We start from the raw sequence: 12,819 nt of genomic DNA, 5'->3' as shown, positions 1-12,819 counted from the left end.
CCATTGATGGCCTCCGGGATGACCGTGACCAGAGTTAACAGGGTGAAAAGGCGCGTATTGCATGAATTTCAATTTTCTCGAATTTGAACAGCCGATCGCCGAGCTGGAGAGCAAGATCAAAGAGCTTCAGCATGTCGGTGATGACAACGAGCTGAATATCGCGGATGAAGTTGCCCGGCTGCGGGAAAAGAGCAAGAACCTCACCCAGTCCATCTACAGCGACCTGACGCCCTGGCAGGTGGTGCAGGTGGCGCGCCACCCGCAGCGCCCCTATGCCAGGGACTATATCCAGCGCATGTTCACCGACTGGGACGAGCTCCATGGAGATCGCCACTTCGGTGACGATAAGGCCATTATCTCGGGTATCGCCCGCCTGGACGGCAAGCCGGTGGCTGTGATCGGTGAGGAGAAGGGGCGCAGTGTCAACGACAAGGTGGCGCGCAACTTCGGGATGCCGAAACCGGAGGGCTACCGCAAGGCCCTGCGGATCATGGAGATGGCCGAGCGTTTCGGTCTGCCGGTACTGACCCTGATCGATACCCCCGGAGCCTATCCCGGTATCGACAGTGAGGAGCGCGGCATCAGTGAGGCCATCGCCCAGAATTTGGCAGTGATGTCGCGCCTGCGCACGCCCATCATCTGTACCGTGATCGGTGAGGGCTCTTCTGGCGGTGCACTGGCCATCGGTGTCGGCGACCAGCTCAATATGCTGCAGTATTCCACCTACTTTGTGATCTCCCCGGAAGGTTGTGCCAACATCATCTGGAAGACCGTGGAGAAAGCGCCGCTGGCGGCCGAGGCCATGGGCGTGACCTCCACGGTACTCGAGGAGCTGGGCATTGTGGATGAGACCATCGAAGAGCCGCTCGGCGGCGCCCACCGGGATCCGGAGGCAATGGCTGCGCGCCTGCAGGAGCGCCTCGGCGAGCAGCTGGACCAGCTGCGCCGCGTACCGATCGACGAACTGCTGGAGAAGCGCTACCAGCGCCTGATGAGCTACGGCAACATCACCTCCTGATTACCGCAGCAGAACGCCGTAAAAGCAAAAAGGTCGCAACTCATGGTGTTGCGGCCTTTTTTGTGTCCTGAATCCGGGTTGGGTAAAGGCGATCAGGATTTCTCGGAGGCCAGTGCCAGGGCAACCGTGTCGGGCCCGAGGTTGATACCGCCGGACAGGCTCATCACGGTCTTGTAGATCCTGACATTGTGCTCACGGGCCACCTTTTCCAGCGTCGCAAAGCCCGGAACCCCGTCCAGGTCCTGCAGCTTGCCGGCGATGCTGACCACGATGGAAGGCATCAGTAGTTCTCCCGCGCGAATTTTGTCGACCGCCAGCTGGAACAGCGACTGGGTGCAGTTCTCGAAGCCCCGCACCGTGTCCGTTACCGTGGAGCCGGAATGGTGGATGGAGAGAATAGGATGAAGCTTCAGCAGTCTTGCCGCCATGGCCTTGAACCAGCTGATGCTGTTCTCATTCTTGTTGCGCGCCCGCTCGCGCACGTAGTACACGTCCTTGATCGCCGCATAACCATGGATATTGCGGCGGAATTCCTCGGCCCGCTTTCTGATCTCGGCAGCCTCGAGCCCCCGCTGAATCAGTGAAAGCGTATACAGTGCCAGTAGCCCCTGGCCGCTGAACAGGGTGTAGGAGTCCACTGCGTGGATGTTCACCTCGTCGTTGGCGCTGGTTACGGTGAGATTCTTCAGGGCGATCTCGGTATTGGCAAATGTGGGGCTGTTGGTGCCATTGATGGTCTGGACGATGATGTCCTTGCGTCCTTTCCTGACCAGATTCTTGAGGATGCTCTCGATCTCTCCCGTGGGCGCCGGCCCGGTCACGATCTGGTGGGAGCGGTCAACCAGCGACAGTGTGTAGAAATGGGCCATCTGGGCCGGGTTGCGCTGGTCACCGAAGGTGTCCTTGCCAACGCTGACGGTGTGGGGCAATACGGGGATGGAGAATTTGCGCAGGAATTCATCCGGAAGATCGCATCCGGAATCCACAACGAGCTGGACCATGGGTAACTCTGTACAACTATTATTTTGAGATTTGGCGCACAATTTATCACTTGCGGACAGGGAGTGATAGATAAGGTGGTACCGTAGTGCGGCTTGTGCAGTCGCACCCTGTGCGCACGATCGCGGATTGTTTTCAGCAGTGCGTGGCAACCCGTGAAACAAGCGCGGGTCACCGGCACAACGTGTTTAAACGGGATCAGCCGTGCATCTGTTCCAGCTCCCGGCCGTTGGTCTCATGCACCATCCGGATTACAAAGATCACCGACAGGCAGGCAAACAGCATGTAGATGCCGTAGGCCGCGGCGAGACCGATGGCGTGCAGCATCAGCGGGAAGCTCATGGTGATGGCGAAGTTGGCCCCCCACTGGGCAAGGCCCGCGACAGCGAGGCCGGAGCCGCGCATGCGGTTGGGGAACATCTCGCCGAGCATGACCCACATTACCGGGCCCCATGAGGCATTGAAGAAGAAAACGTAGATGTTGGCTGAAACCAGGGCAACCAGGCCCATGGTGTCGGAGAGCACCAGGCGGCCGCTGGCGTCGAGCTGGGCTGTGGTGAATGACAGGGAAACCATTGCCAGGGCTGCCGCCATGCCGATCGAACCTGCCAATAGCAGGGGTTTGCGACCGATCCTGTCGATCAGGCCAATGGTGATCAGGCAGGCGGCGATACTGATGCCGCCGGAGATGATGTTGATCATCAGGGCGTCCGACTCGGAAAAACCGACGGATTGCCAGAGAACGGCCCCGTAGTAGAAGACCACGTTGATACCGACAAGCTGCTGCAGCACGGCCAGCCCCAGGCCGATCCAGACGATGCGACGGATCTTGCCTGCGCCATCGAGCAGATCCCCCAGGTGGGGGCGCCGATCCCGCAATGTGGTGGACTCGAGTTCAGCCAGCTTGTTGGCAACCTCCTGCTGGTCCCGGAGCAGGCGCGACAGCACCGCGCGGGATTTCTCGAGTTGCCCGGAGAGTGCGAGATAGCGGGGACTCTCGGGGATCCACAAAAGGGTCAGGAGAAACAGACCCGCAGGGATCATCTCCATCCAGAACATCCAGCGCCAGGCGCTGAGCCCCAGCCACCATACACTGGTCGCCGAGCCGGCGGTCTTGGCCAGCAGGTAGTTGCTCACGAAAGCCGCAAAGAGACCGGAGATGATGGCAATCTGCTGGATGGTTGCCAGTCGTCCCCGCCAGGCTGCCGGCGCCACTTCGCTGATGTAGGCTGGAGACAGCACGCTGGCGGCGCCCACGGCAAGGCCACCCAGAATCCGGTAGCTGACGAACTCCATTGAGGTGGTGGCAATACCAGAACCCCAGGCGCTGACCAGGAAACAGGCCGCGGTAAGCAGCAGGATGGGCTTGCGGCCCCAGAAGTCGGCGACGCGGCCGGCGAAGAACGCACCGACAGCACAGCCCAGCAGCATGGAAGCTACGTTGAATCCGGTGCCGGCACTATTGGAGTTGAAGGCCTGTTGCAGGCCATCGACCGTGCCGTTGATCACGCCGCTGTCGAAGCCGAACAGAAAGCCGCCGATAGTGGCGATGCTGCAGATCAGTACGACGAGGAGCCGTGGGTGGTCCGTCTCGCTTAGCAGGCGGTCATGGGTTGCTTCCATCACGCTAATCTCTCGTTATTGTTTTGCGGGATTGTCGCATTCTTTTCCGGGCCGAACGCTCCTGGCAGGTTTGCTCGCGCCACGGCGGCCCAATTTTGCGGTAGCTCGGGTGTTATGGAGAAATTCGATTGCGTGGATCCAAGCTCCGCAATTCTTTTGTCGCAGGTGCCGGGATACGCTCTTTGCCACTTTTGCAAGAGGATGAGTTGAACATGAAAAAGATTTTGGGCGCGATACTGATGCTGGCGGCACTGCTGTCGGCAGTTCCCTCCTTTGCTCGGGAGGAGGGTCCCCGGGTGCTGATGGTGTTGACCAGCCACAGCGAGTTGGGCGATTCCGGCGAAAAGACCGGTTTCTGGATGGCGGAATTGACCCATCCCTATTTCGCCCTCCGCAAAGCGGGAATTCCGGTGGAAATCGTCAGTATCAGCGGCGGTAAAGCACCGGTAGATCCCCGCAGCCTGAAGGAAGATGACGAGGACAACCAGCGTTTCCTCCGTGACCCCCAGACCCGCGGCCTGATCGAGGATACCCGCCCCCTGAGTGATGTTGACCCGGCCAACTACGCTGCGGTCATCTTTGTCGGCGGCCACGGCACCATGTGGGATTTCCCCGATCATGCGGATGTAAACCGGGTTGCCGCCGGCATCTATCAGGCCAATGGTGTGGTGGCAGCGGTCTGCCACGGCCCGGCGGCACTGGTGGGGGTGACCCTCGGCGACGGCACAAAATTGATAGCCGGGCGCCGGGTGACCGGATTCACCAACAGTGAGGAGCGGGCGGTTGGCCTCGAGGACGTGGTGCCCTTCATGCTGGAAGACGCCCTCGGCAAGGCCGGTGCGCGCTTCCAGGGTGCTCCGGACTGGGAGAGCAATGTGGTGGTGGATGGCCGCCTGATCACCGGTCAGAACCCGGCCTCCGCCAGGGCCCTCGGCAAGGCGGTGGCAGAGGCGGTCAAGGGCCAGTGAGAGGGCTCTGATTCCCTGCGCTTTCTGGCTTCCCTCTTTTATGCGCGTGTGCCGGCTCATGGTCGAGCCGGCACTCTGCGGTACACTGTGCCTCCTTGCCGGAGTGGTCTCCCGCGCCGGCTTTTCCAACCTCCACGTTCGGGCGGGGCATGGCAACTTTGGGCGACGACACCCTCACTCTCCAGGAATCGCTGCGGGCATTTCTCGCCCGCTATCCCTGTCGCGGGCGCCGCTGGGTGGCGTTGAGCGGTGGCCTCGATTCCACGGTGCTGTTACACCTGCTTTCTGCGGACGGCGAGCCGGTCTCAGCGGTGCACGTGCACCACGGGCTTTCGCCCAACGCGGATGACTGGGCCGAACACTGCGCCGAACTGACCGACTCCCTCGGTGTTCCCCTGCTGACAAAGCCGGTGGCAGTGGACGCCAGTGGCGGAGTGGAAGCAGGTGCCCGGGATGCCCGCTACCGGGTTTTCGAACAGCTGCTGCAGCCCGGTGACCAGTTGTTGCTGGCCCACCACGGCGATGACCAGGTGGAGACCTTCTTTCTGCGCCTGCTGCGTGGCGCCGGTCCCCAGGGGCTGAGCGGGATGCGGAGCAACCGGCCGCTGGGGCAGGGGCAATTGCTCCGGCCCCTGCTCGACGTCGCGCGCCGTGACCTGGAAAGCTACGCTCGCGAACACGAGCTCACCTGGATCGAAGACGAGAGCAACCTCGACGTCCGATTCGACCGCAATTACCTGCGCGCAAGGGTGCTGCCCCTGCTGCACGAGCGCTGGCCGCTGCGCCAGCGGATCCGGAGGGCCACGCAAAACCTCAATGAGAGTGCGTCTCTGTTGCGTGAGCTGGCGGACTCGGACCTGCAGGCCTGTCGCCACCGGGCTGAACGGCTCGGCGAATCCATCGCCCTCGACCCGTTCCATACCTTCAGCGCCGGGCGCCGGCGCAACGTGCTGCGCGGCTGGACTGAATCTCTTGGGGGTGCCTGGCCGAATGCCCAGCAGCTGGCGGAGCTGGAACAGCAGCTGGCCAGCGCCGAGGCCGACCGCCTGCCGGCGGTACCGTTGGGTCGCCTTGTGGCGAGAAGGTTCCGCGACCGGCTTTTTCTGACGCCCGTCCTGCCGGAGGTACCAGAGGACTTCTCTGTCTCTTGGGATGGCCGCCATCCGCTTCTGTTGCCCGGTGAAGGATGCCTGGGGCCTCTCCCCGGCTGGCCCGCCACGGAATACTCGGTCAGGTTTCGTCGTGGCGGGGAGCGTGCCCGCCCCCTGGAGCGCCAGCACTCCCAGACGCTCAAGAAGCTTCTGCAGGAATACGGGCTGGAGCCATGGCTGCGGGAGCGGGTTCCGCTAATCTTTGAGGGGGAACGGCTGCTCGCGGTGGGCGACCTGTTCCTCTGTGAGGGTTGGGGCAGCGAGGCTCCAGAGGCGCTTCCGGATTGGCGGCCACTGGCCTTTTTCGATTGAGGCAAAAGCCCGGTTCTGGTAGTCTGGCGTCCCATCTCAAGGCAGCGGGAGACGCCTCCAGCGTCTGGCCGCGCCGGCCCCGCAAACCCGATCTCATCGGGCATTCAACTGACCAAGGTTTTGCATGACGCGCTATATTTTTGTCACTGGTGGCGTGGTTTCCTCGTTGGGGAAAGGTATCGCCTCCGCTTCCCTGGCCGCCATCCTGGAGGCCCGTGGCCTCAAGGTCACCATCCTGAAACTGGATCCGTATATCAACGTGGATCCGGGCACCATGAGCCCCTTCCAGCACGGCGAGGTCTATGTGACCGAAGATGGCGCCGAGACGGATCTGGATCTGGGCCACTATGAGCGCTTCATCCGCACGCGCATGTCCAAGCGCAACAACTTCACCACCGGCCGGGTGTACGAAACCGTGTTGCGCAAGGAGCGCCGCGGGGACTACCTGGGTGGTACCGTGCAGGTCATTCCGCACATCACCGATGAGATCAAACGCCGTGTCATCGAGGGCGGCCGCGATATGGATGTGGCCATCGTCGAGATCGGCGGTACCGTGGGCGATATCGAGTCCCAGCCGTTCCTGGAATCCGTGCGCCAGTTGCGTGTGGATCTGGGTCTGAACCGCGCCCTGCTGATTCACCTGAGCTATGTGCCGTACCTGGCCACTGCCGGTGAAACCAAGACCAAGCCGACCCAGCACTCCGTCAAGGAGCTGCGGTCCATCGGTCTGCAGCCGGATATCCTGCTGTGCCGCTCCGAGCGCGAGATCGACGAGGATTCCCGCCGCAAGATCGCCCTGTTCACCAACGTGGAAGAGCGTGCGGTGGTGCCGCTGCCGGATGCCAAGACCATCTACAGCGTACCGCGCCTTCTGCACACCTACGGCCTCGACGACATCGTGGTGGAAAAGCTGCAGCTGGACTGCCCGGCACCGGACCTGTCCGAGTGGGATGCGGTTGTGGACGGCAAGCTCAACCCCGAGCACGAAGTGAAAATTGCCATGGTCGGCAAGTACATGGAACTGCTCGATGCCTACAAATCCCTGATCGAGTCCCTGACCCACGCCGGTATCAAGCACCGCTGCAGAGTGGATATCAACTTTATCAACGCCGAAGATGTCGAGGGCGAAGGTGGGCTGGAGCTGATCAAGAATGCCGACGCGATACTGGTACCCGGCGGATTTGGCGAGCGGGGCCTGGAGGGCAAACTGGAATCGGTTCGCTACGCCCGCGAAAACAATATCCCGTTCCTCGGCATCTGCCTCGGCCTGCAGTCCGTGGTGATCGAGTACGCGCGCAATGTACTGGGCCTCAAGGATGCGAACAGCACCGAGTTCGATATCAACACCTCCAACCCGGTGATCGGACTCATTACCGAGTGGATCGACAGTGAGGGCAAGGTCGAGACCCGTGACGAGCACTCTGATCTCGGCGGTACCATGCGCCTTGGCGGCCAGGAGTGTCGCCTGGCCAAGGACAGCAAGGCACGCGACATATACGGTGCCGATGTGATTGTCGAGCGTCACCGTCACCGCTACGAAGTGAACAACAACTACGTCGACCGGCTGCAGAAGGCCGGTCTCAAGATCGGTGGCTGGTCTGCGGACGACACGCTGGTGGAAATGGTAGAGCTGCCGGAACACCCCTGGTTTGTGGCCTGTCAGTTCCACCCGGAGTTCACATCCACTCCACGTGACGGCCACCCGCTGTTTGAAAGCTTTATCTCAGCGGCCATGAAGCAGCACGAGCAGAATAAGCAGAATAAAAAGTAAGAGCAGGGCAACCCGATTACAGGAGCCTGCCAACAGGTGAATTCATACCCGGCCTCCTCTGGTGGAGTGGGCCGGGTTAAGGGAAAGCGAATGATGAAAACCATTGAAGTCGGAAAACTCCAGGTCGCCAACGACAAGCCGTTTGTGCTGTTTGGTGGCATGAATGTGCTGGAGTCCCGCGACCTGGCCATGCAGGTGGCCGAGCATTACGTGAAAGTGACGGAAAAGCTCGGAATCCCCTACGTATTCAAGGCCTCCTTCGACAAGGCCAATCGCTCCTCGATCCATTCATACCGTGGCCCCGGTATGGAAGAGGGATTGAGGATCTTCGAGGAGGTCAAGAAGACCTTTGGCGTGCCGCTGATTACCGACGTGCACGAGTCCCACCAGGCCGCTCCGGTCGCCGAGGTGGTGGATGTTATCCAGCTGCCGGCTTTCCTCGCTCGCCAGACCGACCTGGTCAAGGCCATGGCAGCCACCAATGCCGTGATCAACGTCAAAAAGCCCCAGTTCATGAGTCCGCCGCAGGTAAAAAATGTGGTGGAAAAATTTGCCGAGGGCGGCAATGACAAGATCATCCTGTGTGAGCGCGGCAGCTGCTTCGGTTACGACAACCTGGTGGTCGATATGCTGGGCTTTCGCACCATGATCAACGCCTCCGGTGGCGCACCGGTGATTTTCGATGTGACCCATTCCCTGCAGATGCGCGATCCTTCCGGTGCCGCCTCCGGGGGCCGCCGTGGCCAGGTTACCGAGCTGGGCCGCTCAGGTCTCGCCATTGGCCTCGCCGGCCTGTTCCTCGAGGCCCACCCGAACCCGGACAAGGCCCTCTGCGATGGCCCCAGCGCATTGCCACTGGAAAAGCTGGAGCCTTTCCTGGCACAGATGAAGGCGGTGGATGACCTGGTCAAGGGCCTGGAACCGCTGGACACCGAGTAAAACCGGCTGCGCATCAGGCCCCGCGGCCTGATGCGAAGATTGTCACCGGCGGCAGCATCGCCGGAACCGGTTTCTCATTTAAATAAAGATTTCAATTAGCCAACTTACAAAAATGATCAACATGGAGCCCCGTTAATGAGCAAGATTGTTGCCGTAAAAGCTTACGAAGTGCTGGATTCCCGCGGAAACCCTACGGTAGAGGCCGATGTGATTCTCGAGTGTGGTGCGGTTGGCTCCGCCTGTGCACCGTCTGGTGCTTCCACCGGCTCCCGCGAGGCGCTGGAACTTCGCGACGGTGACAAGAGCCGTTACCTGGGCAAGGGTGTCCTGAAGGCTGTTGAGAACATCAATACCACCATCGCCGACCTGCTCAAGGGGATGGATGCTACCGACCAGCGCGCGCTCGACAAGGCGATGATCGATGCCGATGGCACTGAAAACAAATCCAAGCTGGGTGCGAATGCGATCCTGGCGGTCTCCCTGGCTGCGGCCAAGGCAGCTGCGGTTTCGAAAAAAATCCCGTTATACCAGCACATTGCTGAGGTGAACGGCACTGCCGGTGAATACACCATGCCGGTGCCCATGATGAATATCCTGAATGGTGGCGAGCACGCCGACAACAACGTGGATATTCAGGAGTTCATGGTTCAGCCGGTGAAAGCGGCAACTTTCGCGGAAGCGCTGCGCCAGGGTGCCGAGATTTTTCACGCCCTGAAAAAAGTGCTGTCTTCCCAGGGCCTGAATACCGCCGTTGGTGATGAAGGTGGTTTCGCTCCCAACCTGCCGTCCAATGAAGCTGCCCTGCAGGTCATTGCCGAGGCTGTGGAAAAAGCCGGTTACAAGCTGGGTGAGGACATCACTCTGGCGCTGGACTGTGCGTCTTCAGAGTTCTACAAAGGTGGCAAGTACGACCTGTCCGGTGAGGGCAAGCAATTCGATAGCGAAGGTTTCGCGGATTACCTGGCCGAGCTGTCCGCCAATTACCCGATCCTGTCCATCGAGGACGGTATGGACGAGAGCGACTGGGACGGCTGGAAAATTCTGACCGACAAGATTGGTGACAAGGTGCAGCTGGTGGGTGATGACCTGTTCGTGACCAACACCAAGATCCTGAAAGAGGGCATCGAAAAGGGCGTTGGCAACTCCATCCTGATCAAGTTCAACCAGATCGGTTCCCTGACCGAGACGCTGGAAGCCATCAAGATGGCCAAGGACGCCGGCTACACCGCGGTGATCTCCCACCGTTCCGGTGAAACCGAAGACACCACCATTGCCGACCTCGCTGTGGCCACTGCCGCAGGCCAGATCAAGACCGGCTCCCTGTGTCGCTCCGACCGTGTAGCCAAATACAACCGCCTGCTGCGTATCGAAGCGGAGCTGGACGGCGCTGCGCCGTACCGCGGCCGCGCTGAATTCAAGTAAGTGCGGGGCGGAGTGGGAAGGCCTGCGTAGCGCGGGTCTATCCACTCCGCCGGATTTCCCGCGCTGCACGCTAAGCGGATTACGCCAATGAGATGGCTGCTGGCAATACTGACTGTCCTGTTTGTGATATTCCAATACCGTCTGTGGGTGGGGGAAGGCAGTCTGGCGGAAGTCTCCCGGCTGAAGCGCGAACTTTCCGAGCAGCGTGAAAAGAATGCGGTGCTGACCAGGGCCAACCGGCAACTGTTGCGGGAAGTGCGCAGCCTCAAGGAAGGTACCGACGGTGTGGAGGCCAAGGCACGCTACGACCTCGGGCTGATCCGCGAGGGAGAAACGCTGTTCATTTTCATGCAACCGGAAGAGGAAAAATCCGAGTGATTGCCGGCTACTGGGTGATCGTTCCCGCCGCCGGGGCCGGCAGTCGTATGGGCGCCGATCGCCCCAAACAATACCTGCCGCTCCTCGGTCGCCCGATACTCTCCCTGACCCTGCGCAATGTGCTTACCTGGCCCGGGGTCGCTGGTGTGGTGGTGGCCATCGCGCCGGACGACAATGATTTCGAATATCTTCCCGAGTCCCGGGACAGTCGCGTGTATCAGGTGCACGGGGGCAGTGAGCGCGCTGATTCTGTACTGGCAGCACTCAACTTCCTCGCGCCGAAAGTTTCCCCTGACACCCAGGTTCTGGTACACGACGCCGCGCGCCCATGTGTTGCCGTGGAGGACATCGAGGCCCTGTTAGCCTCTGGCGCGCCGTCGGCGCTGCTGGCTCGCCCGGCCAGCGACACGGTCAAGCTGGGGCGGCCCCTCGGTGACAATGGTACTACTGTGGAGAGGACACTGGACCGCTCACGCATCTGGCTCGCGCAGACTCCCCAGCGGGCGCCGCTCGGCCAGTTGCACAGTGCCCTGCGCGAAGCGCTGGAGCGCGGTGACCCGGTCACCGATGAGGCGAGCGCGCTCGAGTTTGCGGGAGAGTCGCCGCGGTTGGTCGCCGGGCGCAGTGACAACCTCAAGGTGACCCACCCCGAGGATATTCCGTTGGCGGAGGCGGTTCTGCGTCTCAGGTTTGCAGCTGTAGAGGGCACTCGCTGATGACCATGCGAATTGGGCAGGGTTTTGATGTCCATGCATTTTGTGAGGGTGACCATGTCATGCTCGGTGGGGTACGCATCCCCCACGATCGCGGCCTCAGGGCCCACTCTGATGGTGATGTTCTATTGCACGCCCTGGCCGATGCGCTCCTCGGTGCACTGGCGCTGGGGGATATCGGCCATCACTTCCCGGATACCGACCCGGCTTATTCCGGTGCGGACAGTCGCCAGCTGCTGCGCCATGTCATCGGACTGATCCGCGAGCACGGTTACTCCCTGGTCAATGCCGATTGCACGCTGATCGCACAGACGCCAAAGATGGCCCCGCATATCGAAAATATGCGCAGCAACATTGCCGCTGACTGCGATGTCGATGTCGCAGCCGTCAGTGTCAAAGCCACCACCACCGAGCGGCTCGGTTTCACCGGCCGCGGTGAGGGCATCGCGGCACAGGCGGCCATACTGCTGGCCCGGCATGGGAAACAGGACTCGTGACCTCATCTGATTCCCGACAGTGGGATCTCGACTGGCCCCGGGGACTGGGCGGCGTGGCGATTGAGGCAGATTTTCGCCGTACGCCCGAGGATTTCATTGTCGATGAACTGGCGGCGCCTCCGGCACAGGATGGTGGCGAGCACGTTTACCTGAAGATCCGCAAGCGCGGTGCCAACACCAATTGGGTCGCGCAGCAACTGGCCAGGGCAGCCAGTGTTCGTGTCGGTGATATCGGCTTTTACGGGTTGAAGGACCGCCACGCGGTCACCACCCAGTGGTTCAGCGTCTGGCTGGGCCAGAAAAGCGCGCCGGACTGGGCGCAACTGAATTCTGATGAGCTGACTATCCTCGACGTATTCCGCGGCTCGCGCAAGCTGCGTCGAGGAGAACACGCGGGCAACCGTTTCGTCATCACCCTGCGCGATGTGCGCGGTGACCGCGAGCGTGCCGGGATAATACTGGAGCGCCTCGCCGACGGAGTCCCCAACTACTTTGGCGAGCAGCGATTCGGGCGCGAGGGTGGCAATCTGGACCTGGCGTTGCGGATTGCCGACGGTGCCCGGGTCAAGCGCAGTGATCGTGCTTTCGCCATGTCGGCAGCGCGCAGCTGGCTGTTCAACCAGGTTCTGGCAAAGCGCGTCACCGAAGGCACCTGGCGGGAAAGCATGGCCGGCGAGCCCGGGGAGGAGCCGACCGGGCCGCTGTGGGGGCGGGGCCGCAACCCGGCAACAGCCGAACTCGAAAAGCTCGAGGCGTCCGTACTCGAGAGGTGGTCGGGCCTATGTGACTGGCTGGAGCACTGCGGCCTGCAGCAGGAGCGGCGCGGCCTGTTACTCCAGCCCGAGGGCTACAGCTTCGAGTGGCAGGCTGATAACCTGCAGCTGGCTTTTGCGCTCCCGCCGGGTGCCTTTGCGACCGCAGTATTGAGGGAGCTGTCGGCGCTGGTCAATGAGAGCGGCGCCAACATAAAATAGAGCAACAAAAATAACCGGCCGTTGCGCCGGCACTGCGTTAGCCATGGGCGGCTA

General features: G+C 61.4%; 12 protein-coding genes. 10 read left to right on the top strand and 2 right to left on the bottom strand.

Annotation, left to right across the window (positions count from 1 at the left end; genetic code table 11):
- Positions 1-61: 61 nt before the first annotated feature.
- Positions 62-1,018, top strand: coding sequence for an acetyl-CoA carboxylase carboxyltransferase subunit alpha (locus tag LVD12_RS04470; RefSeq protein ID WP_237065980.1), 957 nt, complete (start codon positions 62-64; stop codon positions 1,016-1,018).
- 92 nt (positions 1,019-1,110) lie between these two features.
- On the opposite strand, the gene LVD12_RS04465 is transcribed toward LVD12_RS04470, so the two are convergent.
- Together LVD12_RS04465 and LVD12_RS04460 are read right to left on the bottom strand one after the other, a co-directional pair.
- Positions 1,111-2,019 (bottom strand): DegV family protein, encoded by a 909-nt coding sequence (locus LVD12_RS04465; protein WP_237065979.1) that lies wholly within the window; start codon positions 2,017-2,019, stop codon positions 1,111-1,113.
- A 196-nt stretch (positions 2,020-2,215) separates the two neighbouring features.
- Positions 2,216-3,640 (bottom strand): sugar porter family MFS transporter, encoded by a 1,425-nt coding sequence (locus LVD12_RS04460; RefSeq protein WP_237066818.1) that lies wholly within the window; start codon positions 3,638-3,640, stop codon positions 2,216-2,218.
- A gap of 212 nt (positions 3,641-3,852) precedes the next feature.
- Between LVD12_RS04460 and LVD12_RS04455 the strand changes: the two genes are divergently transcribed.
- From LVD12_RS04455 to truD, 9 genes are all read left to right on the top strand, one after another.
- Positions 3,853-4,608: a type 1 glutamine amidotransferase domain-containing protein gene (locus tag LVD12_RS04455; protein ID WP_237065978.1), complete on the top strand. Its 756-nt coding sequence runs from the start codon at positions 3,853-3,855 to the stop codon at positions 4,606-4,608.
- Positions 4,609-4,757: 149 nt separating this feature from the next.
- Positions 4,758-6,071 (top strand): tRNA lysidine(34) synthetase TilS, encoded by a 1,314-nt coding sequence (gene tilS / locus LVD12_RS04450; RefSeq protein WP_237065977.1) that lies wholly within the window; start codon positions 4,758-4,760, stop codon positions 6,069-6,071.
- Positions 6,072-6,195: 124 nt separating this feature from the next.
- Positions 6,196-7,842: a CTP synthase gene (gene pyrG, locus LVD12_RS04445; RefSeq protein WP_237065976.1), complete on the top strand. Its 1,647-nt coding sequence runs from the start codon at positions 6,196-6,198 to the stop codon at positions 7,840-7,842.
- 93 nt (positions 7,843-7,935) lie between these two features.
- A complete protein-coding gene (gene kdsA, locus LVD12_RS04440) occupies positions 7,936-8,781 on the top strand; it encodes a 3-deoxy-8-phosphooctulonate synthase (protein ID WP_237066816.1) in 846 nt (281 codons plus the stop codon).
- 135 nt (positions 8,782-8,916) lie between these two features.
- Positions 8,917-10,203, top strand: a complete 1,287-nt coding sequence (gene eno, locus LVD12_RS04435; protein ID WP_237065975.1) for a phosphopyruvate hydratase — start codon at positions 8,917-8,919, stop codon at positions 10,201-10,203.
- 87 nt (positions 10,204-10,290) lie between these two features.
- Entirely contained in the window at positions 10,291-10,581 is a 291-nt protein-coding gene (locus LVD12_RS04430; protein WP_237065973.1) for a septum formation initiator family protein, read from the top strand.
- A complete protein-coding gene (gene ispD, locus LVD12_RS04425; protein WP_237065971.1) occupies positions 10,578-11,297 on the top strand; it encodes a 2-C-methyl-D-erythritol 4-phosphate cytidylyltransferase in 720 nt (239 codons plus the stop codon). The genes LVD12_RS04430 and ispD overlap by 4 nt, the downstream gene beginning before the upstream one ends.
- A gap of 5 nt (positions 11,298-11,302) precedes the next feature.
- Positions 11,303-11,791, top strand: a complete 489-nt coding sequence (gene ispF / locus LVD12_RS04420; RefSeq protein ID WP_237066814.1) for a 2-C-methyl-D-erythritol 2,4-cyclodiphosphate synthase — start codon at positions 11,303-11,305, stop codon at positions 11,789-11,791.
- Complete coding sequence (gene truD, locus LVD12_RS04415) at positions 11,788-12,765, top strand: tRNA pseudouridine(13) synthase TruD (protein WP_237065969.1); 978 nt, start codon at positions 11,788-11,790, stop codon at positions 12,763-12,765. Before ispF ends, truD begins: the two co-directional genes overlap by 4 nt.
- The last annotated feature ends 54 nt before the right edge of the window (positions 12,766-12,819 follow it).

The sequence above is a fragment of the Microbulbifer guangxiensis genome (assembly GCF_021729075.1).
GTDB lineage: Bacteria > Pseudomonadota > Gammaproteobacteria > Pseudomonadales > Cellvibrionaceae > Microbulbifer > Microbulbifer guangxiensis.
This window is presented reverse-complemented; position numbering and strand designations above follow the sequence as displayed.

Coding starts and splice junctions, on each gene's coding strand:
- LVD12_RS04470 (WP_237065980.1), top strand. CDS start 62: ATGAATTTCAATTTTCTCGAATTTGAACAGCCGATCGCCGAGCTGGAG.
- LVD12_RS04465 (WP_237065979.1), bottom strand. CDS start 2,019: ATGGTCCAGCTCGTTGTGGATTCCGGATGCGATCTTCCGGATGAATTC.
- LVD12_RS04460 (WP_237066818.1), bottom strand. CDS start 3,640: ATGGAAGCAACCCATGACCGCCTGCTAAGCGAGACGGACCACCCACGG.
- LVD12_RS04455 (WP_237065978.1), top strand. CDS start 3,853: ATGAAAAAGATTTTGGGCGCGATACTGATGCTGGCGGCACTGCTGTCG.
- tilS (WP_237065977.1), top strand. CDS start 4,758: ATGGCAACTTTGGGCGACGACACCCTCACTCTCCAGGAATCGCTGCGG.
- pyrG (WP_237065976.1), top strand. CDS start 6,196: ATGACGCGCTATATTTTTGTCACTGGTGGCGTGGTTTCCTCGTTGGGG.
- kdsA (WP_237066816.1), top strand. CDS start 7,936: ATGAAAACCATTGAAGTCGGAAAACTCCAGGTCGCCAACGACAAGCCG.
- eno (WP_237065975.1), top strand. CDS start 8,917: ATGAGCAAGATTGTTGCCGTAAAAGCTTACGAAGTGCTGGATTCCCGC.
- LVD12_RS04430 (WP_237065973.1), top strand. CDS start 10,291: ATGAGATGGCTGCTGGCAATACTGACTGTCCTGTTTGTGATATTCCAA.
- ispF (WP_237066814.1), top strand. CDS start 11,303: ATGCGAATTGGGCAGGGTTTTGATGTCCATGCATTTTGTGAGGGTGAC.